Raw genomic sequence first — 26,715 nt, 5'->3', positions numbered from 1 at the left:
ACTGTCCTGACTTTTGTTATGGCTGTGACCAATGCTGATCTAGTTCTTGATCGAGATAAACCCAGCCCTTCCAGGCAATATGAATCGTATCCATTATAAAATAGGGATCATATTCATGATCTGAAAAATCAACATAGGCAACATTCGCATCCTTTAATACTTGCTCCATTTTATCGTAATACTTTTGACGGCGCTCCTCAGGATAGCCATTATAATCATACCAATAGCCATTCACTGGAATGGAGACGAATAGTGGCTTGGCACCTGCATCCTTTAAAACATCGATCACTAGTTGGAAATCTTCGTATTCAGGAGAGTTTGAATAATCCTCTTTTTTTCGTATATCCTTAAACTTTGAAAATTTAGCATTTACAAGTCGCTGATAGGCGCGATCTTCAATCATATAGTCATTGGATACACGCTTCTCCCCATATGCCTCTGCGTGCTGCAATTGTTGCTCAAAGCTTTGATTGGCAATGAGCTTGTCATTACTTTTTAATGCATGACCTTTACGTGGGAAAAGAGAATAATATAAATCCTTCTTTTCTAGTAACGCCTTGTGAAAACGCCCAGCGACCATGGCCATACGTCCAGTAATTGGCTTTTCCTTGCCATTAGACATTTGATATTGATACATAGTCTTTAAGAGGCGATCACGTTTGACAGTATCAAATTCTAGTAGGCGCTCCATTGCTCTTTTACGAAGATTGGCATCCATCTCCTGATTAAAGGCTAAATCATACGCATGTAGCATGGAATAATTCGGTGAAAAGTGAAATTCACCCATGCCCTTCTCTGTAAACCACTGTGGAGAGATGATAAAGACCACTTTTTTATCCTTTAAATTCTTTTCTTGTGCTGCGAAATTCAAGAAGTGGGTAATGGACTGCATGCCTCCACGCCCAATCATAAATGTCGAATACGGAGCATCAGTGGCTCGCGTATAATTGTAAGGATGGAACGGATCAAAACGGTTTAATTCCGAGGAGCCGTAAAGTGGCATGGAACTAGGGTCCTGTAACATTCGCTCCTGTAAATATGTGCCCTGAAATACAAGTGGAGACATGTTCGTTTTGGCTTGTTCCACATCCTCATTGGATATCCATGCTTTAATCCAAGCATTAGGAAAAAAGACAAAGCCCGTAAAAAGAGCAAATGCAATAAATAAAGAAAGAAAGCCTTTTTTGATCATTGTCTTTCAGCTAATTTCCCTGCTATTCGATTAGGCGTATTCCATTCTTCACGATTGAAATCAGTAATAGGGACAGAAATATTAAAACGATTTTCAATTTCAACTAATAAATTAATTGTCCCAAACGAATCTAGTAAACCTTCTTCAAATAAGTCTATATCTGGGTTTTCTACAATCATTTCATCTTCACATAACTCGACTAGCATTTCTAAAACTTGTTGTTGATCCATTAATAATTCTCCTTTAGTGAACAGGCTCTTATAGCCCTTTGTTTAAAATAATGTGCCAGAAAAAATATAAAAGCCGAAGCATACAGCATGAAACGTAATGATTACGCCAATAGTATGCGTCCATTTATTTTTTGGCCAACGCTTATGCTTTTTATTCCAGCGTTCAAATTTATCAAAGCTGATAATCAATAGGGCATGATAGAGTCCATAGACCACAAAGTGCCATTCCAGACCATGCCAAATACCCATTAAAAAGAATAGTAAAAAGAAGCCTATATACGAAATAGCAAATTTATTTTTTAACCATTTTTTCTTTGTCATCCAAAGGACAAAGCGCATATAGACATAATCCCTAAACCAGAAGGAAAGGCTCATATGCCAACGATTCCAAAAATCTTTAATATTGCGGCTGGCGAATGGGCGATTAAAGTTAATCGGTGTTTGGATACCCATTAGTCGGCTAACACCAACAGCAAATGCACTATAGCCAGCAAAATCAAAGAATAAGTAAAAGCTATACATATACATATACGCTAGCTGCCCCTGAAAAGGTGTCAAATAGTTATACGTATGGTTAGGCAAATAAATAAGCGTGTAGTTGTAAATTAAATAAGCCAAAATAAACTTATATAAAAAGCCGACAAAAATATAGTTAATACCACTCAATAGCAGCTTTTGGTACTCCTCCGAGGAAGGCACGGCATGAAAATCCTTTGTAAAACGACGCCAACGATCAATCGGCCCCGATGATACGGTAGGAAAGAATAATAAGAAATAGACTAGCTCTACTACCGAAATTTTCTCTTTCATCAAGCCATCACGGGTTTCTAAAATCATTTGCACCGCTTTAAACGTAATGTAGGATACACCAAGGAAGCCAAATAAATGATGTAACCCGAGAATCGGCAAAACCTTTACAAGAATCAAGGGTAATATGGATAAAAGCACCGCTATTATAAAAATGGTTCCGCTATTTTGCTGAAGTCGATAGCGCTGATAAGCCACAATAAGTACTACCTGAAAGACAGTAAATAATACGAGCGAGATGGACCCATTCAATGAATGTCCGAAGATTAATGCTAAGACAATGACCGAAACAAAAAGATTATAGCGTTTCGAAGATTTGCCTCGTAATCCTAAGAGGATGGTAGGTAGTAATAAAAGTCCGATGATCACAAAAAATGCTATATTTCCATAAGGCGTCATACTGTCTCCATAACCGCCAATCCTTTACGATCTACCTTACCATTTGGATTTAGTGGTAAAGCGTCCATATATTTAAACGTTTTCGGTATCATATAGGTAGGTAAGTACGCCGATAAAAGTGCCTTCAATTGCTTTGTTGTTTTAAAAGCAGCGTCTGTTAATGGCTCACGTAAAACAATATGGGCACTAAGAGAAATGATTTCCTTCTCCTTATAAACAGGTACAACAACACAGCTCGAAACAGGTGGCAGGTTACTGATTTGTTTTTCAATCTCTTCAATCTCTAAACGATAGCCATGTAATTTCACTTGAAAATCCTTACGACCTGAAAAGAACAAATAACCATCCTGCTCATAGCCTATATCACCCGTTTGATAGATACGATCGCCCTCAACGATTGGGAAAGCCTTTGCTGTTAATTCAGGCGATCCCAAATACCCTGCACTAACGGTTGGCCCTGAAATAATAATTTCTCCATCTTCTGCTACAGAAACGTTTGGCTCCGTTATAGGGGCAATCGGTAATTGTTCGAAGCGTCCTACTAGCTCTTTCGTCACCTTTACATAGGATACAGCGACGGTTGTTTCGGTAGGACCATATAAATTATAAATTGTTGCCTGTGGAAAACGGAGCATTAACTCGTTACATACCGCTATCGGTAAAACCTCTCCGCAAAATAAAAAAGTATCCAACCTAGGCATGAGTTTTTGATTCCATTCTTTGTTCATCAAACACATCTTGGCAAAAGAAGGTGTAGAAGTCCATACACGAGTATTTGACGTCTCTAATGAATCAAACAATACTTTTGGATTAGCAATTTCTTGCTGTGTAATCGCATAAAGTGTGTGTCCACCAACAAGCGCTGGGTAGAGATCCATAACAGATAAATCAAAGGAATAAGGTGCTTGATTTAAAAATACGCCGTCTTCCTGTAAAGGGAAGTGCTCCTGCATCCACATAACAAAGTGTGTTAGATTACTAGCTGTTATTTGTACCCCTTTTGGTTGACCCGTTGAACCAGAAGTGTAAATAATATAATGGATATCCTCTTCATGAACCCATGTTGCGGATGATAGGTTCACGTCCTTTGAGGAGGCATCCAGAATATCATGCACTGCCATAACTGGAAGGTTCATCTGCATCTCTAATAGCTCTGTTGTCAGTACTAAACCTGCTCCAGAAGCTTCTGTAATGAGCTGTAATCTTTCTGATGGTGTTGACGAATCAACAGGCACATATGGATGGCCAGCCTTTACAGCCCCGATAAACGCAACAATTTGCAGGGGGGACATATGTCCATAAATGACAATAGGTTGTTGTCTCCGCAACTTAAGCTTCATTAAATAATCGGCAAGACGATCCGATAAATGCCAAAGCTCACTATAAGTTAAGGAGGCATTGTGTGTCTGATAAGCAGTTTTTTGTGGCTGCTGGATGGCCACACGTTCAATAGCTGCCAAAATACTTAACATATTTTAATCTCCTTTATTTAAAATTCCGTATATATAAATGGTCCAGCGTTCATATCATGGAAGCCATGTATAAGAAACAACAGTACCAAAACAATCAAATAAAACAGCGTGAAGCCAATGAAGCGTAAATACTCATTATTTTTGATGGATTGCATTTGTCCACCTCCAATGAAAAAAAGTATAGGATTAAACTTTCAAAAAATAGTAATTTACTAGTTAAAAATCCTTACCTTATGTTTTTAACACTGATTTGACGGAATGTGGAGAAAAATGTTGCTGAATTAAGATGAATTCAGTAAATCATAAGATTAATTTAAGGTAAATTTAAGGTTTTGGGGGGATATGTAGAGTTTACAAATTATTGGCTGGTTTACTTATGCAAAAAAAGCACGAACATAAGGGAATAATCTCAACTTATGTTCGCGCTATAATTTTTATTTCACTTGATTAATAACTTTTTTAGATACATAAAATTCAGAGCCATTGTAGACATTGATTGTATCAAATGTATGAGTCTTTGCCGTGTTTGAGGAAGTTTGTTCATACGTCATCGTGTTTTTGTTGACTGGAATTTTCACTGTGACATCTGCTTTTTGCGCAATAAATGTTGGATTTTCTTTATCCGATAAGTCGATTTTTGTTGTAAATCCTTTTTCCGTAAATGCCTCCGTTGCAGGCACATATAAATCATTTGTTAATGTGTTTAAGTCAAAGCCCATAAAGCGTGCCATTGTATGAGCTAAATCAGTGTTTTCTACTAATCCTGTCAATTTAGAAGGACCAAATGAATATAAGAATACATCTTCACCCGTATGGCCACCTGTTGTATAACCGATGTTTGCACGATTGGCTAGCATTTTTACCATTTCACTACCTAAGTCTTTAGCAGACTGTAATGTTTTAAGCTCGTCCTCCGTTAATGAATCTAAGCCATAAAGAGCAGCGACCTCAACTAAATTAGAGCGATCTTCTTTTAGCTGGCTTAAAGCTCCTTCAATGGTCATCGTAGCTTTTTTTAACGGGTCGATGTTAGCAGAGACTGGAATGCTAGAATAGGTACTAGTAGTGTTAGCGTTCCCCATCGTAATGCCGCTATTTCCATGATCAGTTACTGCAATGACTAGAGTATTACCATCTTCCTTCGCAAAATCGACTGCTTCTTTCACTGCATCATCGAATGATAATATATCGCTAATGATACCAATTGTATCGTTGGCATGTGCAGCCCAGTCAACCTTGCTACCTTCTACAAAGAGGAAGAAGCCATCTTCATCCTTTTTCAGCGTATTGATTGCTTTATTCGTCATTTCAGCAAGTGTAGGCTCAGATGCTCTTGTTTTGGCACGATCTAAATCATAAGCAAGTGCACTTGGTGCAAAGCTTCCCCAAATTTTTGAGGATTGACTATTAAATAGCTCATCGCGCGTTTTAACGAGATCATAATTTTTTTCATTCAAAACCTTGATTAAGTCTTCGCCATCTTGACGAGCATTTTTTGATGTGCCTGGTGATAGTGATTCCAGACCACCGCCTAAGACAACATCAATATTTTGATAAACCTGCTGCTCTGCAATATCTCCATATTGACTTCTATTGTTGACGTGTGCAGAAAAACCAGCAGGTGTAGCATGTTGAATTTCGGAAGTAGAAATTAATCCAGTGGCCATACCTTGTTGCTTAGCTCCTTCTAGCACATTGGCTACAGGTCGGAAGGCATCTTCCTTAGCGATTTGCGCTAATCCAGGGGAGTTGATCACAGAGGGGAGTACACCTATATATTTATCGTTCGATTTATGCCCAGTTGCTAGTGCTGTAGCAGCTGGTGCAGAATCGGTAATGGCAGATTCAGCAGAATATGTGCGCATAGCACCCGATAAAATTTCATCCATTGCTAGGCTTTCACCTTTATACCAACGAGAAAGGGTGACAGCATTATTACTGCTACCATCCATCACAAGCATAATGACATTTGTCGGTTTCTTTCCTTCGGCTGCATGTACCTCTTGCTGTGGGATACTAACTGCTGATAAAGTCACTGCACTTGCTAAAAACAATGAAGTCCATTTTTTTGCGTATTTCATGATTTTCCTCCTTTAGGTGAATTCAACTGTAAGTGTAAAGGAAGGGTGTAAAGCTAGCGTTAAAGGTTTGTTAATGAAATATGGTAATTATGTAAATAATGAGGAAGGAAGAATCTGCGTAAAAATCCCACAGATTCTTTTGGGGCATTACAAATTTTCCTGATGTTGTGCGCCATCAATTGTTTCATAATGTAAAATGTCTTCTTCGATGTACAAGTTGAGGACTTCATCTTCAAGTAAGACTTCTTCAGAGCCGTCCTGGACATTAATTTTTGTTAAATAACCGGCATTGTCATAGTCACTGCAATAAATGGAATCATTATAAGTAGCTAAATAATAGCATGCTGTTTCTGTAATTTGATTGTTTTCATTTGTGTCTAAATTATAGGAATAAACCATATTATCATGGATACTATTATAATAAATCACATCATCCACCGTATTGGCATACCACATATCATGCATAAAATCATAATTGTTATTTGTAGCAGTAAAATAATTTTCATTTACCCATAAATGATCTTGGCTTAGTTTTTCATCACTGACTAAAAAGTATTCATAGGAAATCGCATAAGGCTCAGTTGAATCCACGTCATTCCACGTTGTATCAAGATGGTACCAATTGCCATCGATACTGACTAAATTCCAAGCATGCAGCTGATCCTCACTATAGCCATATACGTATTTCGCTTCTACATCCGAAGCTAATAGTAGGCGATAAGCTAGTAGAGCATAAGCTTGACATACCGCAGTTTCCTCGTCTATCAGCTCAAAAACCGTCTGTCCCTCAGTAGAGCCTTGTTCTGTATAAGTGGCTAACTGTACGACCGTATCATTAATGATTTTAGTACGTTCAAAATCTGTCATATGTGTCGTAATATACTGGTCAGCAAAAGCTTCTACATATTGATCGACCTTTTGCTCCTTTTTGGCATCTGTTAAGTAATCAATCGACAACTCTACCAAATAGCCATTATCTATTTCCCAAGCCGTCCATTCATAAGTAAGAAAATAACCAGCTGTATAGGGATCAACGAAGGAAAGCAGGCTGTTTAAGTCATTCAGCTGCACCTCAAAATCTTCGAAGTTTAGCTTCCCAGTATAAGGGACTTCAAAGTGCTGCTCAAACTTTGCTACTTGTTTTTCAACTTTTTTAGTGAATTGTAGTAAGGCAGGATCATCCTTAAATAATGAGGTTGAGAAAAGATCATTAGGTGAAAAAGAGGCAGATAGCGCTTTACTTTCTGGTTTCTTCATATCATTCTCTGTATCTTCTGCTAAGGTTGTAGTTGTTACATCCTCTTCCTCAAGAAGTAGGTCAATGGCCTTTGAGCATGCCGTAAGAAAGGGAATCATGCAGCATAGTACTAGCAGCGCTGTTATTTTTTTATTCATTTTCCCACCCTCCAAAAAAGTTCATTTTTGCCATTATAATTTAATTTATAGGGAGTGACATCCACAAATAGTAGCATAAGTCGACAAGGGTGGAAGCATGAGGCGGAGAATTTCCAGCAAAACATAAAGCGAAGTTTGTCATCACAACCTTTTTTTGTTATAATGTAGTATGTTGTGATGTTTCAAAGTTCGGGAGGTGCAGTGAATGCATACAGTAGTATTAGTTTCATTAGTTATCGTATCATTGGCGTTAATCGTTGTGGTATTACTTCAATCTAGTAAAAGTGCAGGCTTATCAGGTGCCATCTCGGGTGGAGCTGAGCAACTATTTGGAAAGCAAAAAGCACGTGGTATGGATTTAATCCTTCACCGTGCAACAATTGTGTTAGCTATAGTGTTCTTTTTATTAGCAATCGCTATTACAAAAATCTAATAGTTGAAGATATATCGCCTAACCGAATTGGTTGGGCGTTTTCTTTTATCATAGTTAAATGGTAATTTATCTCTCAGTAGTAAAAAATGAATTGTAACACAATAACCAATGTCATCTGCTAGGCATCATCGAGATGACGAGAATGGGTATAGTATGTATAAGTGTTTTAGAGTGAAGGAGTGCTTACAGTGAACAAATCATTATCACAGCCATTTTTCTTTCAGGCAGGACCACGTGCTGTTTTATTATTACACGGCTTCACAGGAAGCTCTGCAGATGTACGAATGCTTGGTAGATTTTTAGAGAAAAAAGGGTATACTACATTAGCACCTCACTATAAAGGTCACGGTGTGGAACCAGAAGAACTAATCACAACAGGTCCAGCAGACTGGTGGCAGGATGTTATTGCCGCCTACAAACAGTTACGGGATGCTGGCTATCAGGAAATAGCCGTTGCTGGGCTTTCATTAGGCGGTGTTATGGCATTAAACGTTGCATTAAATAATCCTGTTAAAGGCATTGTGACAATGTGTGCCCCTATGACAATGCGTACAACCGACGTTATGTTTGAGGGGGTCTTGAAATATGCAAGGGACTATAAAAAGTTCCAAGGGAAACAGGAAGAACAAATTGATGCTGAAGTTACAAGCATTGCTGACAAAGGCATGCCATCTCTACAGCAGCTACGAGAATTTATAGCCCGCACTCGTCAAGAAATTGACATGATTTATGCGCCTATCTTCGTCGTACAAGCTACAAATGATGAAGTAATAGAGACAGAATCTGCCAACATTATATATAATCAAACTGAGTCACTTGAAAAGCACATCAAGTGGTATGAAAACTCAAAACATGTTATTACATTAGATCAAGAAAAAGATCAATTACATGAGGACATTTATCGCTTTTTAGAAAGCCTAAATTGGGCACAATAATATAAATAGGATTTTCTCATGAAGGAGGGAATATGTATGAAAGACCAAAAAGATACACTACAAAGTCGTTTACTCGATTTTTTCAGCACAGATGATTATAAACCACTAACAGTCGGTGAAATCGAGGATGAATTCGGCTTTGAGGATGCGGAGGAGTTCAAGGAGCTTGTGAAAACACTTGTCCGCATGGAAGGGCAAGGCTTAGTTGTGCGTTCCCGCTCCAATCGCTATGGCCTACCAGAACGTATGAATTTACTAAGAGGTAAATTTATCGGACATGCGAAGGGCTTTGGCTTCGTGACACCTGACGTCGAGGGCATGGATGATGTGTTCATTCCCCCGCATGAAATTAACGGTGCCATTAACGGAGACATCGTTCTGATTCGTGTTTTAAAGGAATCATTCGGTGATCGACGCGAGGGAACGGTAACAAAGGTTGTCGAGCGTGGTCAAACAAGCTTTGTCGGCACATTCCAGGCTAACCGTGGCTTCGGCTTTGTTGTTCTAGACGATAAAAAGCTACCAATGGATATCTTTATTGCCAAAGGAGATACATTAGGAGCTGTCGATGGACATAAGGTTGTTGTTGAGGTAGCAACATGGCCAGAGGATTTAAAATCTGCTACAGGCTATATTACAAAAATTTTAGGACATAAAAATGATCCGGGTGTGGATATTTTATCCATTTTGTATAAGCATGACATTCCACCTGAATTCCCAGATGAAGTCATTGCTGCTGCACAGCGTGTGCCAGATGAAATTACCGAGGCCGATTTAGTAGGGCGTCGTGATTTACGTCATGAAACGATTGTGACAATTGATGGAGCAGATGCAAAGGATTTAGATGATGCCGTAACCGTAACGAAAAATGTAGATGGAACGTATAAGCTTGGCGTACATATTGCAGACGTAAGTTATTATGTAACGCAAGGCTCGGTCATTGACATTGAAGCTTACGATCGTGCGACAAGTGTTTATTTAACAGACCGTGTCATTCCAATGATTCCACATCGTTTATCAAACGGCATTTGTTCATTAAATCCACAGGTTGACCGTTTAACACTCTCTTGTGAAATGATTATTGATGCGAATGGTAATGTGGTTGCACATGAAATTTTCCAAAGTGTCATTAAAACGACTGAACGTATGACGTATAAGGACGTTTACAAGATTTTAGAGGAGCAGGATGAGGCACTAATTGAACGCTATGAGCCACTTGTTCCAATGTTTAAAAACATGGCTGAGCTGTCGGGTATTTTACGCCGTAAACGCGAAATGCGAGGAGCCATTGACTTTGACTTCAAAGAATCCAAGGTGATCGTAAACGAAGAAGGATGGCCAGTTGATATTGAATTACGTGAACGAACAGTAGCGGAGAAATTAATTGAAGATTTCATGCTAGCTGCCAATGAAACAGTGGCAGAGCACTTCCACTGGATGAATGTACCGTTTCTATACCGTATTCACGAAGATCCAAAGCCTGAAAAGCTTCAACGCTTCTTTGAATTTGTCACGAACTTCGGTATTTTGATTAAAGGTACTGGTAATACCGTTCATCCTAAGGCATTACAGGATGTTTTGAAGGCCATTGAAGGGATGCCAGAGGAGCCTGTTATCTCAACGATGCTCCTACGTTCAATGCAGCAGGCGAAATACTACCCTGAAAGTCTTGGACACTTTGGCTTATCAACGGATTTCTATACACACTTCACATCACCAATTCGTCGTTATCCTGACTTAGTTGTACACCGTTTAATTCGTACGTATTTAATTAACAAGGATACATCGAGAGAAACCATTGCACAGTGGAGTATGGCAATGGATGAAATTGCTGACCACACGTCTGAGCGTGAACGTCGTGCTGTTGATGCAGAACGTGATACAGACGCACTGAAAAAAGCACAATATATGTCCGACAAAATTGGTGAAGAATTCGAAGGAATTGTTTCATCCATTACAAACTTCGGTATTTTCGTGGAGCTACCAAACACCATCGAAGGACTTGTCCATATTAGCAATATGACTGATGATTACTACCGCTTCGATGATCGTCAAATGATTATGATCGGGGAACGAACGAATCGCCAATTCCGTATTGGGGATGAAGTGACAGTTCGTGTGGCAAATGTCATTATTGAGGAGTCATCCATTGACTTTGAAATCGTTGGAATGGTAACTTCATATGGACGAACACGCAAAGCAGCACCAACTGTTATTCATGCACGTAAAAATTATAGCGATAACAAAGGTGGACGCAGTCGCCGAAGCACACGCAGTGATGAGGAAAAAGGCGGACGTGGTGGCAATCGTAGAGGCGGTCGTCAAGAGGATGACCGTGGAACTCGTAGCTCATCAAAGCAAGGTGAACGACGCGAAAGTGACCGTGATCCACGTGGACGCCGCAAAGATGACTCAAGCCCAGGTCCAAAAAAACGCGTGAAGCAAAAGCAAAAGTTCTATGAGGGCATTGCCAAAAAAGGCAAAAAGAAAAAAACAAAACGTAAATAAGCCTAAGCGAAAGTATTCATTGAAAGGGTACTTTCGCTTAAGCTCAACCTTTTAAGTAGAGGGTGAAAGATATGGCAAAAGGTTCTGGTAAAGTATTAGCACAAAACAAAAAAGCAGGCCACGACTACTTCATCGAAGAAACAATCGAAGCAGGCATGGTCCTAACAGGTACAGAAATCAAATCCATCCGTGCAGGCAAAGTCCAACTGAAAGACTCCTTTGTCCGCGTCCGCAATGGTGAAGCATGGATCAACAATATGCACGTTAGCGCCTTCGAACAAGGCAACCGTTTCAACCACGATCCACTACGCACCCGCAAGTTGCTGCTCCACAAAAAGCAAATCGGTGAGCTAGTCGGTGCCGTAAAACGTGACGGCTACACAATCGTTCCATTGAAAATGTACATCAAGGATGGCTATGCCAAGCTCCTTATCGGCATTGGTAAAGGGAAAAAAGATTACGATAAGCGCAGCGACATGCGCAAAAAAGAAGCCAAACGCGAGATGGAACGTGCCTTCAAGGAACGCCAGCGTTAAAAAGGCTGATGAGAAAGCAGGCAAGTGCCACTTTCTCATCAGCTTTTTATATTTTATGGAAGAATAGTGTAAATTTTAGAAGTTGATTGGAATTTGTCCGATAACTTCTATTTTTTTGGTCTTATAACACAAAAAAATTAAAATTTATTACACTTTTTTATCTTACAAGACATATGTTTAGAAAATTCTAACAATTAAAATTGTAGTAATAAATATCTCAATTCGAGGTGAGCATTATGAATAAAACAGTAATCGAAAAAATTACGCATATTGTTGGTGAAAAATACGTAAAAAGCTCAACTGCACAGCTCTTAGCTTATTCCTATGATGCAACAGCAAACTTCCAGCGCTTACCTGATCTTGTTATTTCGCCAGGGAATGCAGAGGAAATTGCGGAGGTTTTAAAAGTATGTAATGAATATAAGATTTCAATTATTCCTCGAGGCTCTGGGACAAACCTTGCAGCAGGAACGGTGCCTTATGAGGGAGGGGTAGTGATTTTATTTAATAGAATGGATCAAATTGTAAATTTTGATAAGGAAAATTTAACGATTACAGTACAGCCAGGTATTATATCCGAGAATCTTTGTATATTTGTTGAATCACATGGTTTATTTTACCCTCCTGATCCAAGCTCAATGAAAATTTCTACAATTGGTGGCAATGTCAGTGAAAACTCAGGTGGCCTGCGGGGGTTAAAATACGGTGTAACAAAGGATTATGTGAAAGGGTTACAAATTGTTTTACCGAACGGAGATATTCTAGAAACAGGTGGCAAACTAGCAAAGGACGTAGCAGGCTATGACCTCACCTCATTATTTGTTGGAGCAGAGGGAACATTAGGTGTAGTAACAGCCATTACCTTAAAGCTTATCCCTTTACCACAATATAAAATGACGAGCATCGCATACTTTGAATCTTTAGAGGATGCAGCGAGAACAGTCTCTAGTATTATTGCACATAAAATCATTCCAGTAACGCTAGAATTTCTTGATAAAAAAACAATTAGCGCCGTCGAGCAATATATGAAAATAGGTCTCTCAACAGATGTTGAAGCAATGCTCCTACTCGAGCAGGATGGTGAAATGTATCAAGTAGAACAAGATGTCAAAGAAATGGTACGAATTGCGGAAGAAAATGGTGCTCTTTTTACGCAAATTGCAAAAGATGCACAGGAAGCGGAGCAAATTAAAACAGCAAGACGTGTCGCATTATCAGCATTAGCAAAATTAAAACCGACAGTTATTTTAGAGGATGCCACAGTACCACGATCAGAGCTGGCCAAAATGGTGAAGAGAATTAATGATATTTCCGAAAAGTACAAGGTCAATATTGCCACATTTGGTCATGCAGGCGATGGAAATTTGCATCCTACATGCTTAACAGACCTGCGAGATGAAGATGAGATGCACCGTGTGGAAGCGGCATTTGCGGAAATTTTTGAGGCAGCACTTTCGCTAGGTGGCACGATTACAGGGGAGCACGGTGTAGGTGAAATGAAGGCACCTTATTTAGAATGGAAGATTGGTCCTGTTGGTATTACTGTAATGAAAAACATTAAGCAAGCCTTTGATCCAAACAATATTATGAATCCTGGCAAAGTTTTTGCAAAAGAGACGAAGAAAAGAGTGGTGGTAGATGGTGGCAACTAATGTTCAGCAGCAAATGCAACAATCCTTCGAGACGCATATCGATGAAAATTTATTACTGGACTGTATGAGATGCGGTTTCTGTTTGCCAAGCTGTCCGACATATCTTCATACAGAGCAGGATGAGGCACAATCACCTCGTGGGCGTATTGCCTTAATGAAGGCGGTGCGTGATGGAATAGTACCCTTTGATGCGTCCATTGAGAAGTCATTTGATTTATGTTTAGGATGTCGTGCTTGTGAGCCAGCATGTCCGGCTGGCGTACAGTATGGTGCTTTGATTGAGCAAACGCGTGAGGCGGTACAAGAAGTGAAGCACGCATCCCTCGTAGAAAAAACAACACGTACAATTGTTTTTAATAATCTTTTCGTCAAACAAAAAAATATGCAACATGCCGTCAGCCTACTGCATCTTTATCAAAAAACAGGCCTACAAAAGGCTGTGCGAAAAATTGGCTTTTTAAATTTATTCCCCAAGCATGTAAAAACAATGGAGGCATCTCTACCACCCATAGCAAGAAAAATACAGCCATTCAAACAGGTGAAACCAGCTACGATGAAGGTGGCCTTTTTTACAGGCTGTTTAATGGATACGCTTTATAAGGAAACAAACGATAAAACAGTATTCTTGCTACAAATGCTTGGTGTGGATGTTATTATTCCAGATAATCAAAGTTGCTGTGGGGCTCTGCATGGACATAGTGGGGAGCTAAAGCGTGGTAAGCAAAACTTAATTCGTAATGTAGAGCTTTTTGATTCAGATGATTACACTTATATTGTTAATAATGCTGGTGGCTGTGGAGCTTTCTTGAAGGAGTATGAAAAGCATTTACAGAGTGATGATCAGTATCGTGAAAAGGCAATTCGATTTTCTGAGAAGACAATTGATATTTCAAGCCTGCTTGTCAAAGCTGGTCTGCTTGATTATTTAGCCACCTTGCCACAGCAAGCAAAGCAAACACTTGTAACGTATCAGGATTCCTGTCATTTACGCAATGTCAATAAAGTCTTCAATGAGCCAAGAATGATTTTACAGGCACTACCAAATGTCCTTTTCACAGAACTGCCAAATGCCAACACATGTTGTGGTTCAGCAGGAATATATAATTTATTGCAACCTGCATCAGCTAATGACATTTTAGCTACAAAAATGGCAACGATTAAGGCGCTACAGCCCACAGTTATCGTTACGGCCAATCCTGGTTGCTTGTTACAAATTCAATCTGGTATCCATAAGGAAAAGCTAGAATCAAGCATGTATGCCTCACATATTGTTGATTTTATCTACAAGAGCATAGAAAACTGTAGTAAAATAGCTAAAATATACTAAATTTTCGGCATAATCAGTATATTAATCTTTATGGGGGGTGGCACAATGTTTGATTTGCAAATAATTGGCACAAAAATTGTAAGAGAGCTTGGTGAGTTGATTGATCAAAATGTTGTTGTAATCGATCATAATGGATTTATTATTGCCAGCACAGACATGTCGAGGATGAATCAATTTCATGAAGGTGCTTTAATAGCCATGAAAAACAAAGAAGTCATGCATATGACGAAGGAGCTGTCGATTCAATTGAAGGGTGTGCGTGAGGGTCTTGTCATGCCATTAGTTATTGAAGATACATCAATTGGAGTAATTGGTGTTACTGGCCAACCTGCGGAAATAGAAAAATATGGTAAACTTGTTCAGAAAATCACGCAGTTTTTTGTGGAAGATTTTTTAATGCACCGTAAAAAAGAACGAGAGACTAAAATGTTTGAGCTCTTCCTGCTAGATTTATTAAATGGTCAGGTAAATCAATTGTTGCTAGAGCAACGAGCAGAAATGTTAAATATTGATACAGAGCTCTACAATCGAATTATTATAATTCAATTGAATAGGAGAATCGATGAGAAGGGGGTGGATTATTTGCGTGCAATTCAAATAATCCATCCTCAATTACATATTTTTCAATGGAGCTTTGATAAGCTAGTGTTGCTTGTCCCAAAAATCACGCGTATTCATTTAGAGCAAACACTTCATTCATTTAACCGCAAACTTATAAAGCTATATGATGACGATATATTTATAGGTGTCGGCAACTCACACTCCTTCTTTGAGCTAAATGCATCCTACAATGAAGCAAATATAGCGTTAACGGTTGCTATAGAAAATAGACAAATAGTATTTGAAGAGGATTTGAAATTAGAGTTACTATTGTCCGACCTTGATGAACAAAAGGTTGGCCATTTCATCGGCAGAACAATTGGCTCTTTATTAGAGGAAGAAGAACTAATATACAATCTAGAAATGTGGCTAAAAAGTAAAGGGGGCTTACAGGAAATTGCTGATGCCCTTCATATTCATAAAAATACATTAAAATATCGCTTAAAAAAAATAGAAAAGCTTTTAAAGATTGATATTAATAATAATGAAAATAAATTGGAATTAATGATTGCTATTTTGCTGTTTCGAAAAAGAAAAAGCGTTTAATGAAATACTTAAAATGCTGTTATTTGTATGATTTTTATTTATTAGAGACAAAAATCACTCAATTATCATGTAACTTTTTATCCCCTAGGAATATATATTTAGATTTTTCGGAATTATAAAATAATTATAGAATCTAATATAAAAAGAGTAGGGGGATATATTTTATGAGGAAATTTTTAAAAGGGAGAAATCTTCTCTTGGCTATGCTCTTGATCGTATCAGCAATACTAGCTGCCTGTGGTGGTAGCAGTAGCGGGGATGCTGATGATAAAGAAAAGTCATATAAATTAAAAATGTCTGTCACAGTATCTGATTCATCAACATGGTATGAGGCAGCAAAAAAACTGGCAGATGATATGGATAAGGAAACAGATGGTCGCATTAAAATTGAAGTATTTACAAATGAACAATTATCTGGGGGAGATTCGGGTAAGGCTGTTGAAGGCTTAGCAAAGGGGTCAATCGATTTAACATTTAACTCTACGATTATTTATTCGATTTTAGATCAACGTTTTGGTGTGACAAGTGCACCTTTTTTACTTAAGGATCATTCAGAGGTAGATAAAGTGTTTAATGGAGAAGGGGGAGAAAAGCTTAAAGAACTTTTAGCTGAAAAGGGTGTACAAGCTTTAGGATATGGAGAGAATGGTTTCCGTCAAATAACGAATAGTAAGCGTGAAATTAAGCTACCAGAAGATTTAAAGGGATTAAATATTCGTATACCTGGTATTACCATGTACACAGATTTATACCGTTCATTAGGAACAGATCCTGCAACAATGACATTCTCAGAAGTGTTTACAGCATTGCAGCAAGGAACGATTGATGGGCAAGAAAATCCTATTGATGTTATTGCTTCGTCAAAGCTTGACGAAGTTCAGGATTACTTAACATTGTGGAACTATTCATATGATCCATTAGTGTTAGGTATGAATAAAAAGCTCTATGATTCTTTAAGTGATGCAGACCGTGAATTATTTGATCGACTAGGTAAAGAGGCAGCTGCATATCAAGTGAAAATTGCACGTGAAAAAGAAGCATCACAAATTGAAGATTTAAAAGCTAAAGGAATGAATGTTTATACGCCAACAGATGCAGAATTGGAAGCGTTTAAAAAAGCTGTTCAGCCTATTTATGATAAATATACGGATATTTGGGGAGAAGATTTATTGAAAGCGTTTACGCCATAAGGGGGAAACATATGAAATTCTTAGACTATTTTGAAGAGATTATATTAAGCGTTACATTTGCAGCGATTACATTTATAACATTTGTAAACATTGTTTCTCGTAATTTAGTCAACTTATCCCTTTCTTTTACAGAGGAAATCACAGTTAATTTGTTAGTATTGCTTACATTTGTCGGTACAGCATTGGGTGTGCGTAGATACGCACACCTTGGTTTTACCTTATTGTTCGATAAAGGGAATAAGCTGACAAAAAAGGCGATTGTCATTATTTCATCAGTAGCAAGTGGCGTATTGTTTGCCGTATTACTTTATTACGGCATTGATATGGTATTGTTCCAAATGGAGATTAATCAAACAACACCGGCATTAGGAATGCCACAGTGGATTTTATCTTCTGCCTTACCTTTAGGTGCATTACTATGTTTAATTCGTACAGTTCAAGCGATGGTTGAAGAATATAAAGCGGTAAGTAATGAAGGGAATGGAGCGGAAGGAGATGAGCTAGCATGATAGCATTATTACTTTTTGGCTCCTTTATCGTGCTTGTATTTTTAAGGGTGCCGATCGCTGCTTCCTTAGCGGTGGCCTCAATGGTAGTCCTATTTACATCACAAGGGCTATCAGGATTTGAAGCATTAACAGATATTATGTATACGAGCGTGGCAAAGTTTACGCTATTAGCGATTCCATTCTTTATTTTAGCGGGTGTCATTATGGACCATATCGGAATTTCTAAGCGTTTAATCGATTTTGCACAAACATTAGTTGGACATCGTAAAGGTGGCATTGTACTTGTAACGGTATTAGTAGCGATTTTCTTCGCTGCTATTTCAGGGTCTGGTCCAGCCACAGTTGCTGCCATTGGAGGTATTCTCATTCCGGCAATGGTGAAAAACGGCTACCGTAAAGAAACTGCTGGGGGATTAGTGGCGAGTGCGGGTGCGATAGGTATTATTATTCCCCCATCGATTGCCTTCATTATTTTTGCAGTAGTAGCAGGAGATCAAATCCCTATTACAATTAACCGTCTTTTTATGGCAGGGGTTATACCAGGTATTTTAGTAGGAATCGGTTTATTTATTGCTGGAATGTACGTTCGTAAACGGGACATTAAAAAAGGTATTTTTAATGACACTGTGGAAGCAGTAAAGCGAAAAAGTACAGGAAAAGAACGCTGGGATGCATTTATTAAGGCACTTCCTGGATTAATGATTCCTGTCATTATTTTAGGTGGAATCTATGGAGGGTTTTTCACACCAACAGAAGCGGCAGTTATTGCGGTTGTATATGGACTAATTGTAGGATTGTTTATCCATCGAAAAGGCTACATAAAAATGATGTATCGTATTTTTATTGAATCGGCGTTACAAACAGCAGTTGTAATGATTATCGTAAGTGCCGCCTCTGTCTTTGCCTATATTGTCACAACAGAGCAAATTGCCTCAACTATTTCAGATACCGTTTTAGGTTTAACAGATAATAAAATCATTATTTTACTACTAGTAAATATTATTCTATTAATTGCTGGTGCATTTATCGATGCCATTTCTGCGTTTTATATATTTGTCCCGATATTACTTCCAATTATGTTAATGCTCGATGTAGACCCGGCTGTATTTGGCGTGTTTATGACGATTAACTTAGCAATCGGCTTATTTACACCACCTGTTGGCTTGAATTTATATGTTGCTGCCAGTATTTCAAAGGCTAATATCGTTCAAATTTCAAAAGGGGTGGTCCCGTTTATTGTTGCTTCGGTTATCGTTTTATTACTTGTAACCTATATACCTTCTCTATCAACATTTTTACCAGATTTATTAAATATTAAATAGCAAAGGGGAACACCATGATGACATTAAAAGATGATGTAGCGATTGTTACAGGAGCGGCAAGTGGGATTGGACAAGCCGTTGCGGTCCAGCTTTCAAAGCAAGGGGTACATGTTGTTTTAGTTGACTTAAATTCCTGTGAGAAAACAATTGAAAAACTAGCACATGATAGCTATTTAGAATGCTTAGGAGATATTCGTGATGCAGAGTTTGTGAAAGCAACAGTCAATCGCACAGTTGAAAAGTATGGAGAGATTCATATCTTGGTGAACAATGCTGGGACATGTAGCCGAAAAAATATTGAAACAATGACTTTTGAGGAATGGTCGCGTGATCTTGATACGAACTTAAAAGCAACGTTTATGTTTACCCAGGCATGTGTTTACCCACATATGAAGGATGCACAATATGGTCGGATTATTAATATTAGCTCAGTTTCAGGTTTAAACGGCGGTGTTACCTCTGGCGAAGATGGTACAGGTCGCTCAGGTCCAGCTTATGCTGCATCAAAAGGAGGGGTTATTGCCCTTACGAAATGGGTAGCAAAAGAGCTTGGCCCACTTAATATTACTTGTAACTCTGTGGCACCAGGCGCAACCTTAACAGGTATTACAACAGGGGTTCCATACAATTTAGATCAGCAGGTTATTAAGCGTATCGGCACACCTGATGATATTGCAAGTGCTGTCTTATACTTTGCATCGAGGGAGGCTAGCTATGCAACTGCTCAGGTGTTAAAGGTAGATGGAGGGATTAGTATTGGATAATTCTCGTTGGCAAGCTTTGTATGACCGACCTACGGATAGAATTATCGGAAGATTGAAAGCAGGAACGGATTTATTTACAGGGATAAAAGAGGTTTGCAATCACTTTGGGGTAAAGGGAGGGCAATTTCAATGCATGGGATCCCTAAAGCAGGCTACCTATGTCCAAGTTCAAAGAGGTGAAAAGCAAGGGACCATTGTTTATTCACCAAAACGGCAAACTACCTCTCCGGTCGAACTTATTTCTGGTTTAGGGTTTATTGGGATAGATATGGAGACGAATGATTTAGATATTCATTTCCATGGATCTTTTGTCGATTGTGATCAACATTTTACTGGTGGTCATTTTCTTGAAGGAGAAAATGAAATCGCTATCACAGTCGAATTCATCCTCTATCCATTAAGAGAGGCGATACCGAAAAGACGGAAGGATCAACAATTTGGGGTTCTAATTTTTCATTTTGATGAATAGGGGGAAGATAAATGAGTACAATTGGCCAATTAGCACTGAAATCGGCTCGAGCGTATCCAGATAAAATAGCAGTTAAATTCAAAGATCGTGCGATTTCCTATGCCGATTTGATGGAACGGGCCTATGCTCTAACAGCTTATTTTAAAAGCCTTAACTTACAAAAGGGAGAGCGTGTAGGTATTTTAATGTCAAATCGATTAGAGCATATAGAGCTTGATGTAGCTGTTTCTTTATATGGTCTTATTAAAGTCCCACTTAATTACCGCTTGCATCCGAAAGAACATGAGTATCAGGTGAAGGATTCAGGTATGAGTTTGATGATTGGTGAAAAATCATTAATTGATCCGCTACAAATTGACTTTCCAATTCTTTATTGTGGAGAACCGTATGAGCTAGTAGTGAAACAGTTTAAAGGGCAGTCCCATGAAAATGAAGTGGAAGAAAATGATACGATGGCCATTATGTATACTTCAGGGACGACAGGTAATCCGAAAGGCGTTATGCTATCACATCGCAATATGGTTAGTGGAGCCCTATCCTTAGCAATAGCGTGTGAAGTTGACTATACGGATATGCTCGGTCACGTCGCACCACTGACACACGGGGCAAACTTTTTAAGTCATGTGGCATGGCTCTATGGCTTAACACAAGTTATTTACGATAAATTTGAGCCAGAGCAATTTGTTCATTTATTAGAGCAGGACCGTATTTCAATCATTTTCCTAGTCCCAACGATGGTCAACCTTATGATTCAGCACGATCAGTTCAACCCACAGAAGCTTCGTACCATTAAATCGATTAATATGGCAGGCTCACCGATCGCTGCCGCTAAGTTGCAAGAGGCACTAGATAAAGTAGGAACAAAATTTGTAGAAACCTATGGTCAAGTAGAGGGACCGATGTGCATTTCGATGATGCCACGCGAGGATTTACCATCTCGCCTTGATTCATGTGGTAGAGTTGGACCATTTGTTGATGTGAAAATCGTGGATGCTGAGGGCAATGAATGTCCAGTAGGAGAAATAGGCGAAATTACGGCAAAGGGCCCGCTTATTATGCAAGGCTATTGGAATAACGAAAAGGCGACTGCCGAAACATTGCGTGATGGCTGGCTTCATACAGGCGATTTAGGCAAGCTAGATGCGCATGGCTACCTATCGATCGTGGACCGTAAAAAGGAGGTCATTATTTCAGGTGGTGTCAATATCTATCCGCGAGAAGTAGAGGAAGTGTTGAACAAGCATGAATTCATCAAGGAAACATGTGTAATTGGTATTCCAGATGACAAATGGGGCGAATCCATTGTCGCCTATGTCGTGCCAAACGGCCGTGGGGAAATTGAGAAGGATGCCTTAATCGAGCTTTGTCAGCAACATTTAGCGAGCTTTAAAAAGCCAAAAGAAATTTTCGTAGTAGAGTCTCTACCAAAAAGCTCCTACGGGAAGATTTTAAAACGTGAGCTAGTAAAACAGCATATGGAGGTGACACAATGACGGTATATGTTCATAGTGTAAGCATGACGAAGTTCGGTAACAATGAAAATGCTTCATTAAAGGATTTAATGCTCACTGCTAGTAAAGAGGCGCTAGATGAGGCAAGAGACTTAAAAATCGATGCGGTTTTTGTTGGCAACTATATGGGAGGTAGCTTAGCCAATCAAGAAATTCTAGGTGCGATCGTAGCAAATGACCTAGGGCTCGGACCCATTCCTACAGCCAAATTAGAAGGTGCCTGTGCATCAGGTGGTATTGCATTACGACAAGGTATTTTAGGTATATTAAGTGGCGAATATGAAAGCGTTTTAGTTGTCGGTGTAGAAAAAATGAAGCATGCCCCAACCGCCACGGTGACGCAATTTATTAACTCTGCAATGGATCAGACGACAAACGAACGTTATGCGGGTCTAACTTTCCCAGGATTTTTTGGCGTAGTCGCAAACCGCTACTTCCATGAGACAGGTGCAAATAAATCCCATTTAGCAAAATTAGCATTGAAAAACCGTGAAAATGCATTACAAAATCCATTAGCCCAATTCCAAAAACCAGCAACACTCGAAGAAATAATGAATGCACGCATGATTACAGATCCACTTGGTTTATTCGATTGTTCACCTATTACAGATGGAGCAGCAGCAGTTGTGTTATCTCGTAAGCCATCGGATATTAAAATAGTAGCATCTGCACAGGCTTCAGGACCGACAATGATGCAGGATGCCATTGATTTACTATCATTACCAGCGATTCGCATTTCAGGTCAGCAAGCCTATGAAAAAGCAGGGGTTGGTCCTGAGGATATTGATGTTGTGGAAATTCACGATTGCTTCTCCATGACTGAAATGCTAGCCATTGAAGAGCTTGGTTTTTTCCCGAAATTAGAAGGCTGGCTAGCTATTGAGCAAGGAAAAACGCGCGTGAACGGAGAAAAGCCTGTCAATACAAGCGGAGGTCTATTATCGAGAGGACATCCTATTGGCGCAACAGGTGTGGCACAGTTTTACCAATTAGTACTCCAATTACGTGGACACGCACCAAACCAGCTAGAAAAACGACCGCGGTTAGCACTTGCACAAAATTTAGGTGGTACTGGTTCTTATTCGGTTGTCCACATATTAGAAAGGGTGTAGCAGATGAAGGTTTATGAATGCTGTGGTGTAGAGTCAGTAACGAAAAAAGTGTATTGCAGCACCTGCCGCCAAGAAATTAAAAACGAACGAGAAGTCCCAGATGAGGGAACCGTGTACAGCTTTACGGTCATTCATATTGCACCAGCAGAATATGCCCATTTGGCACCGTATACTGTGGCACTAGTACAGCTAAAGGATTCAACAGCCAAGCTAACAGTGCGCATTCAAGAAAATGTCCAAATCGGTGACCTCGTACAGCTTGATGAAATGAAAGATGGAACATACATTTATCAAAAGGTGAGAACTGCTTAAGGATGAGTATGAAGTATGGTAGGCTGTTTGGAAGGCGATGTCTTTCCTGACAGCCTACTTTCTTATGAATAGTCTACTAGACTTATTATAAATGCTCCTTTATTGAGGCAAATTTCAATTTGGGTCCTGCTGCAGGTGTTAGCCTGTTGTCTCATAGAACATAGAGAGGCTTCTTATCTTGCGATCGAATAAAACAGGAGGTGATGACTTGGCAAATGCAAAGGTTTATTCCATTTTAATTTTCGTTATGTTTCTTTGGGGCATGAACGTTACATGGCTAAAAGTGATTGTTTCCAATGGCGATCCATTAACGATACAAACGGCGCGTATTTTTCTTGCAGCTATTACGATTTTTATTATTTTAAAGCTAACGAAGCAGCCGCTTTATAGAAAGGGGATGCCATTTAAGTACATATTCATTGGTTGTTTTTTCGGCGTCATTTGTCACCATGTCTTTTTAGCATATGGCATCGTTCAAACAACAGCCATGAAAACAGCCATTATTAGTGGCTTAAGTCCACTTTTCACGGCTCTCATTGCCGTATTATTTAAAGACACGGTTATGACAAAATCTAAATTAATTGGCTTTGCACTTGGTGGAGTTGGCGTGCTATTCGCAGTGGTGGACGACATTACCGAGCTAACGAATTTACAGCTAGGTGATTTTCTCGTCTTTATGTCATTCTTTTTGCAGGCCTTTAGCTTTATTGCCATTCGCCGTGCCACGGAAGTCATCTCTCCCATGCTGATGACAGGCTGGATGCTTCTCATAGGCTCATCACTCTTATTAATTTTCACATTCGCTACAAGCCTTCGAAGCTACGGGGCTTTTGTATCCTTCAGCCCGTTCCTATGGCTCGTATTTTTCATGTCCGCCATTTTAGCCACTTCGATCGGACATACACTATATAACTTATGTATAAAACACATTGGTGCAGCGGAATCCGCTATTTTTGTGAATTTTAATACCATATTCGCACTCATTGGAGCAGCCTTATTTTTACATGAAATCATTACACTGCAACAATTTATCGGCAGTTTAATTATTATTTCAGGCGTTATAATCGGCACAAGCAATTTAGAGGAAAGACTTCTTCAAAGGAAAAAAAATCGCGATAAACTAGAATGTTAGAAAAATAGAGATGCTCAACTTTTCCAAGGCTTCTATAAGAACGCTGATCCAACTTATAAAATGTCTCTACTTGATGTTTTAAGCTATTTATTTTATAATAGTAACACATGCCAGTGAGCATCTACTCATACGATGTTCATTTACAACCTGCCTTGTGCAGCGTTGTCCGAACGGTTTATAACCGGATTATATCCGGGGACGTTACGGATTCGACAGGGATGGTTCAAGCTTTGGTCGCGCGTCGGAGGGCTCGGCTCCGTCATCAACGACAGTTATATAATAACTGGCAAACAACAAAACTTAGCTTTCGCAGCGTAAGCTCGTAAGCGCTCTGCCTCTCTATCGCCCATGTAGAGAACGTGGGGCCCAACTTTAGTGGGATACGGTCGATGGTGCCACCTGAGTCATCGGCAAGAGATTTCCAGGTTAGCGTACAGGACGCCTGTTTGTCGGCATAATGTTACGTGAATCGTAAATAGGCAAACTACACGCGTAGAAGCTGAAGTATTGGAGTTTCTGGACGCGGGTTCGACTCCCGCCGTCTCCATTTTAAAAATTCACTGGATTTCAACCAGTGTCAAAACCCTTGTATATCAAGGGTTTTTCTTTTTCACTGTTTCATTTGGTTTCAATGGTATTCAATCAACCATGGTCAAAACCATGGTCAATAATTGCCTTTACGTACGCATATAATTGGCGAATTTATTAATTGCTCCGTCTTTAGCTTGTTGAGAGACATGAGCATAGATGTTCATTGTTGTTTTGATATCCGTGTGCCCTAGGCGGTCTTGAACATCTTTTTGAGCAACGCCTGCCTCTATTAATATAGAACAATGTGTATGGCGGAATCCATGGGTTGTTATTTTAGGTAATTGGTATTTCGTTAAGATATGCTCAAGCCATTTACGTGTCTTAGTAGGCTGTAATAATTCGTTTTGGTCATTACTGAACACCAGTTGTTTTTTCTGTAATGTGTTAAACCCTAAAATGAGATAGTCTTGTTGTTGCTGCTTTTTCCACATTTTTAAAATATTCATTGTTTCTGGGTCCATTGTCAATGTACGTGCAGTACGTGTCTTCGTGGCTTTTATATATAGAATATTATCTTTGCCTCTGGAAAGTGCTTTATTAATGCGAATCTCATTATCTTTAAAATCCACATCATTCCAAGTTAATGCAAGTGCTTCACCTTTACGTATGCCACTGTAGGCAAGAAGGCGAAACAAAGTATATGCTTTAAAATTATTTTCTTGACCCATGCACTTTAAAAATGTATTCAGTTGCTCTTTAGTGTAAAAATTTTCAAACTCATAGGCATCATCATAAGTGTTTTTTAGATTGTTTGGCATATCTATTAAAGCAAAAGGATTCACTTGTATATAGCCGCGTTTGATTGCAAAATCAAGCACTTTTGCAGCATATGACTTCACCATACGGAACTTTTTCAACTTTGTAGCCCATACATTAACATGCCGTTGACATACGTCTATATTGAGCTTTTCAATTTTGTACTGACCGAGTGCAGGTAAGATATGGTTGCGGAAAATACCAGTTGTTTTAATAAAAGTACTTTCTTCAACGGTTCTCTCGTATTGTTCTATCCACAAATCATACACATCTTGATAAGTTTCTGCTTGTTGTTTTCTAAAAGAACCCTTGCTAATGTCGAGTTTGATGCGGGCCAAAGCAAGGTCAGCTTCCTTTTTTGTTCTGAATCCACGACGAGTTGTATACTGCTCTTTGCCAGTTAGAGGGTCGACTCCAACATAAAGCTTGAACATGTAACACTTTTCGCCATTTTTTTTAATATATGATTTAATAATGCTAGTTTTTTTCATTTTATATTTCCTCCTTTATCCATACGGAGGCAAGATAAAGAGGGTGTTAGTCTGCTATGCTTAATAGCATTGTCTTTATCATACAAGATAAAGTTGCCACCAATCTACTCTTAAATATTATTGCCTCTTTTTGTTTTGTAAATTAAAAACTATGTCTACACAAAAACGTGTCAATTTCTGTTTTTGAGATACGTTTTACCCCTTCAATCTCACAAACTTTTAATCCCATTTCTCGATACTTCATTAGCGTATTATAGGAAACCCCTGCATAAGCTGCTCCTTCTTTTAAGTTCATCCATTCTTTAGATTGATTTTGTTGCTGAAAATCCTGAACAGCCTGTCTTAAGGTTGTTAAAATAACAGCTTGCAGTTCTTTTTCTAATCTAGCAGGCATGTCTAGTTGTAATGTCATTAAAATCCTCTCCCTTAAACATTGATTACAA

General features: G+C 39.0%; 25 protein-coding genes and 1 other RNA gene. 17 read left to right on the top strand and 9 right to left on the bottom strand.

The genetic code is table 11. The features are described from left to right. Positions 1–16: 16 nt before the first annotated feature. The 7 genes from dltD to LCP48_RS18985 form a co-directional block, all read right to left on the bottom strand. A complete protein-coding gene (gene dltD, locus LCP48_RS19015; protein WP_004228081.1) occupies positions 17–1,192 on the bottom strand; it encodes a D-alanyl-lipoteichoic acid biosynthesis protein DltD in 1,176 nt (391 codons plus the stop codon). Then, the gene (gene dltC, locus LCP48_RS19010) at positions 1,189–1,422 is read right to left on the bottom strand and encodes a D-alanine--poly(phosphoribitol) ligase subunit 2 (RefSeq protein ID WP_004228083.1); all 234 of its coding nucleotides are present in this window, start codon (positions 1,420–1,422) and stop codon (positions 1,189–1,191) included. Before dltC ends, dltD begins: the two co-directional genes overlap by 4 nt. A 42-nt stretch (positions 1,423–1,464) precedes the next feature. Then, on the bottom strand, positions 1,465–2,628 hold the full coding sequence (gene dltB, locus LCP48_RS19005; RefSeq protein WP_004228090.1) for a D-alanyl-lipoteichoic acid biosynthesis protein DltB: 1,164 nt from the start codon (positions 2,626–2,628) through the stop codon (positions 1,465–1,467). Next, a complete protein-coding gene (gene dltA / locus LCP48_RS19000) occupies positions 2,625–4,100 on the bottom strand; it encodes a D-alanine--poly(phosphoribitol) ligase subunit DltA (RefSeq protein WP_009373241.1) in 1,476 nt (491 codons plus the stop codon). The genes dltB and dltA overlap by 4 nt, the downstream gene beginning before the upstream one ends. Before the next feature lie 17 nt (positions 4,101–4,117). Further along, complete coding sequence (locus LCP48_RS18995; protein ID WP_004228095.1) at positions 4,118–4,255, bottom strand: teichoic acid D-Ala incorporation-associated protein DltX; 138 nt, start codon at positions 4,253–4,255, stop codon at positions 4,118–4,120. A gap of 279 nt (positions 4,256–4,534) precedes the next feature. Beyond that, positions 4,535–6,181, bottom strand: a complete 1,647-nt coding sequence (locus LCP48_RS18990; RefSeq protein WP_225340457.1) for an alkaline phosphatase — start codon at positions 6,179–6,181, stop codon at positions 4,535–4,537. Positions 6,182–6,328: 147 nt separating this feature from the next. Continuing rightward, the gene (locus LCP48_RS18985) at positions 6,329–7,576 is read right to left on the bottom strand and encodes a transglutaminase domain-containing protein (RefSeq protein WP_004228099.1); all 1,248 of its coding nucleotides are present in this window, start codon (positions 7,574–7,576) and stop codon (positions 6,329–6,331) included. 205 nt (positions 7,577–7,781) lie between these two features. Between LCP48_RS18985 and secG the strand changes: the two genes are divergently transcribed. From secG to ssrA, 17 genes are all read left to right on the top strand, one after another. Next, the gene (gene secG / locus LCP48_RS18980) at positions 7,782–8,009 is read left to right on the top strand and encodes a preprotein translocase subunit SecG (RefSeq protein ID WP_004228101.1); all 228 of its coding nucleotides are present in this window, start codon (positions 7,782–7,784) and stop codon (positions 8,007–8,009) included. Between the two features lie 188 nt (positions 8,010–8,197). Further along, a complete protein-coding gene (locus LCP48_RS18975) occupies positions 8,198–8,944 on the top strand; it encodes an alpha/beta hydrolase (RefSeq protein WP_202342673.1) in 747 nt (248 codons plus the stop codon). A 36-nt stretch (positions 8,945–8,980) separates the two neighbouring features. Continuing rightward, a complete protein-coding gene (gene rnr / locus LCP48_RS18970; protein ID WP_216486135.1) occupies positions 8,981–11,452 on the top strand; it encodes a ribonuclease R in 2,472 nt (823 codons plus the stop codon). 71 nt (positions 11,453–11,523) lie between these two features. Further along, positions 11,524–11,988, top strand: coding sequence for an SsrA-binding protein SmpB (smpB, locus tag LCP48_RS18965; protein ID WP_009373233.1), 465 nt, complete (start codon positions 11,524–11,526; stop codon positions 11,986–11,988). Between the two features lie 236 nt (positions 11,989–12,224). After that, on the top strand, positions 12,225–13,640 hold the full coding sequence (locus LCP48_RS18960) for an FAD-binding oxidoreductase (protein WP_216486138.1): 1,416 nt from the start codon (positions 12,225–12,227) through the stop codon (positions 13,638–13,640). Continuing rightward, a complete protein-coding gene (locus LCP48_RS18955) occupies positions 13,627–14,967 on the top strand; it encodes a (Fe-S)-binding protein (RefSeq protein WP_237497365.1) in 1,341 nt (446 codons plus the stop codon). Before LCP48_RS18960 ends, LCP48_RS18955 begins: the two co-directional genes overlap by 14 nt. Positions 14,968–15,012: 45 nt before the next feature. Further along, positions 15,013–16,113 (top strand): CdaR family transcriptional regulator, encoded by a 1,101-nt coding sequence (locus LCP48_RS18950; RefSeq protein WP_009373227.1) that lies wholly within the window; start codon positions 15,013–15,015, stop codon positions 16,111–16,113. A gap of 164 nt (positions 16,114–16,277) precedes the next feature. After that, positions 16,278–17,303: a DctP family TRAP transporter solute-binding subunit gene (locus LCP48_RS18945; protein WP_225340456.1), complete on the top strand. Its 1,026-nt coding sequence runs from the start codon at positions 16,278–16,280 to the stop codon at positions 17,301–17,303. Positions 17,304–17,314: 11 nt separating this feature from the next. Then, the gene (locus tag LCP48_RS18940; protein WP_112116600.1) at positions 17,315–17,812 is read left to right on the top strand and encodes a TRAP transporter small permease; all 498 of its coding nucleotides are present in this window, start codon (positions 17,315–17,317) and stop codon (positions 17,810–17,812) included. After that, on the top strand, positions 17,809–19,134 hold the full coding sequence (locus LCP48_RS18935) for a TRAP transporter large permease (protein WP_202342677.1): 1,326 nt from the start codon (positions 17,809–17,811) through the stop codon (positions 19,132–19,134). Before LCP48_RS18940 ends, LCP48_RS18935 begins: the two co-directional genes overlap by 4 nt. A gap of 14 nt (positions 19,135–19,148) precedes the next feature. Further along, complete coding sequence (locus tag LCP48_RS18930; RefSeq protein ID WP_009373217.1) at positions 19,149–19,898, top strand: SDR family NAD(P)-dependent oxidoreductase; 750 nt, start codon at positions 19,149–19,151, stop codon at positions 19,896–19,898. Then, positions 19,891–20,367: a PCC domain-containing protein gene (locus LCP48_RS18925; RefSeq protein WP_009373214.1), complete on the top strand. Its 477-nt coding sequence runs from the start codon at positions 19,891–19,893 to the stop codon at positions 20,365–20,367. Before LCP48_RS18930 ends, LCP48_RS18925 begins: the two co-directional genes overlap by 8 nt. A gap of 11 nt (positions 20,368–20,378) precedes the next feature. Next, positions 20,379–21,860 carry a class I adenylate-forming enzyme family protein gene (locus LCP48_RS18920; RefSeq protein WP_216486142.1) on the top strand — a complete coding sequence of 494 codons (1,482 nt, stop codon included), beginning with the start codon at positions 20,379–20,381 and terminating at the stop codon, positions 21,858–21,860. Next, positions 21,857–22,990, top strand: a complete 1,134-nt coding sequence (locus LCP48_RS18915; protein ID WP_009373209.1) for a thiolase C-terminal domain-containing protein — start codon at positions 21,857–21,859, stop codon at positions 22,988–22,990. Before LCP48_RS18920 ends, LCP48_RS18915 begins: the two co-directional genes overlap by 4 nt. Positions 22,991–22,993: 3 nt before the next feature. Beyond that, a complete protein-coding gene (locus LCP48_RS18910; RefSeq protein WP_225340455.1) occupies positions 22,994–23,302 on the top strand; it encodes a Zn-ribbon domain-containing OB-fold protein in 309 nt (102 codons plus the stop codon). A gap of 208 nt (positions 23,303–23,510) precedes the next feature. Beyond that, positions 23,511–24,434, top strand: coding sequence for a DMT family transporter (locus tag LCP48_RS18905; RefSeq protein WP_225340454.1), 924 nt, complete (start codon positions 23,511–23,513; stop codon positions 24,432–24,434). A 194-nt stretch (positions 24,435–24,628) separates the two neighbouring features. Beyond that, positions 24,629–24,984: a transfer-messenger RNA gene (ssrA, locus tag LCP48_RS18900) on the top strand. Between the two features lie 127 nt (positions 24,985–25,111). On the opposite strand, the gene LCP48_RS18895 is transcribed toward ssrA, so the two are convergent. Then, entirely contained in the window at positions 25,112–26,272 is a 1,161-nt protein-coding gene (locus tag LCP48_RS18895) for a site-specific integrase (RefSeq protein ID WP_225340453.1), read from the bottom strand. 142 nt (positions 26,273–26,414) lie between these two features. Then, positions 26,415–26,684 (bottom strand): DNA-binding protein, encoded by a 270-nt coding sequence (locus LCP48_RS18890; protein WP_225340452.1) that lies wholly within the window; start codon positions 26,682–26,684, stop codon positions 26,415–26,417. Positions 26,685–26,715: the final 31 nt, after the last annotated feature.

This window comes from Lysinibacillus capsici (assembly GCF_020217405.1).
GTDB classification, from domain to species: Bacteria; Bacillota; Bacilli; order Bacillales_A; family Planococcaceae; genus Lysinibacillus; species Lysinibacillus capsici.
Note: the sequence above shows the minus strand (reverse complement) of the source record. Positions and strands in the feature narration are given on the sequence as shown.

Bases quoted from the DNA above. Each gene is read 5' to 3' on its own strand.
- dltD (WP_004228081.1), bottom strand. From the start codon at position 1,192: ATGATCAAAAAAGGCTTTCTTTCTTTATTTATTGCATTTGCTCTTTTT.
- dltC (WP_004228083.1), bottom strand. From the start codon at position 1,422: ATGGATCAACAACAAGTTTTAGAAATGCTAGTCGAGTTATGTGAAGAT.
- dltB (WP_004228090.1), bottom strand. From the start codon at position 2,628: ATGACGCCTTATGGAAATATAGCATTTTTTGTGATCATCGGACTTTTA.
- dltA (WP_009373241.1), bottom strand. From the start codon at position 4,100: ATGTTAAGTATTTTGGCAGCTATTGAACGTGTGGCCATCCAGCAGCCA.
- LCP48_RS18995 (WP_004228095.1), bottom strand. From the start codon at position 4,255: ATGCAATCCATCAAAAATAATGAGTATTTACGCTTCATTGGCTTCACG.
- LCP48_RS18990 (WP_225340457.1), bottom strand. From the start codon at position 6,181: ATGAAATACGCAAAAAAATGGACTTCATTGTTTTTAGCAAGTGCAGTG.
- LCP48_RS18985 (WP_004228099.1), bottom strand. From the start codon at position 7,576: ATGAATAAAAAAATAACAGCGCTGCTAGTACTATGCTGCATGATTCCC.
- secG (WP_004228101.1), top strand. From the start codon at position 7,782: ATGCATACAGTAGTATTAGTTTCATTAGTTATCGTATCATTGGCGTTA.
- rnr (WP_216486135.1), top strand. From the start codon at position 8,981: ATGAAAGACCAAAAAGATACACTACAAAGTCGTTTACTCGATTTTTTC.
- smpB (WP_009373233.1), top strand. From the start codon at position 11,524: ATGGCAAAAGGTTCTGGTAAAGTATTAGCACAAAACAAAAAAGCAGGC.
- LCP48_RS18960 (WP_216486138.1), top strand. From the start codon at position 12,225: ATGAATAAAACAGTAATCGAAAAAATTACGCATATTGTTGGTGAAAAA.
- LCP48_RS18955 (WP_237497365.1), top strand. From the start codon at position 13,627: ATGGTGGCAACTAATGTTCAGCAGCAAATGCAACAATCCTTCGAGACG.
- LCP48_RS18950 (WP_009373227.1), top strand. From the start codon at position 15,013: ATGTTTGATTTGCAAATAATTGGCACAAAAATTGTAAGAGAGCTTGGT.
- LCP48_RS18945 (WP_225340456.1), top strand. From the start codon at position 16,278: ATGAGGAAATTTTTAAAAGGGAGAAATCTTCTCTTGGCTATGCTCTTG.
- LCP48_RS18940 (WP_112116600.1), top strand. From the start codon at position 17,315: ATGAAATTCTTAGACTATTTTGAAGAGATTATATTAAGCGTTACATTT.
- LCP48_RS18935 (WP_202342677.1), top strand. From the start codon at position 17,809: ATGATAGCATTATTACTTTTTGGCTCCTTTATCGTGCTTGTATTTTTA.
- LCP48_RS18930 (WP_009373217.1), top strand. From the start codon at position 19,149: ATGATGACATTAAAAGATGATGTAGCGATTGTTACAGGAGCGGCAAGT.
- LCP48_RS18920 (WP_216486142.1), top strand. From the start codon at position 20,379: ATGAGTACAATTGGCCAATTAGCACTGAAATCGGCTCGAGCGTATCCA.
- LCP48_RS18915 (WP_009373209.1), top strand. From the start codon at position 21,857: ATGACGGTATATGTTCATAGTGTAAGCATGACGAAGTTCGGTAACAAT.
- LCP48_RS18910 (WP_225340455.1), top strand. From the start codon at position 22,994: ATGAAGGTTTATGAATGCTGTGGTGTAGAGTCAGTAACGAAAAAAGTG.
- LCP48_RS18895 (WP_225340453.1), bottom strand. From the start codon at position 26,272: ATGAAAAAAACTAGCATTATTAAATCATATATTAAAAAAAATGGCGAA.
- LCP48_RS18890 (WP_225340452.1), bottom strand. From the start codon at position 26,684: ATGACATTACAACTAGACATGCCTGCTAGATTAGAAAAAGAACTGCAA.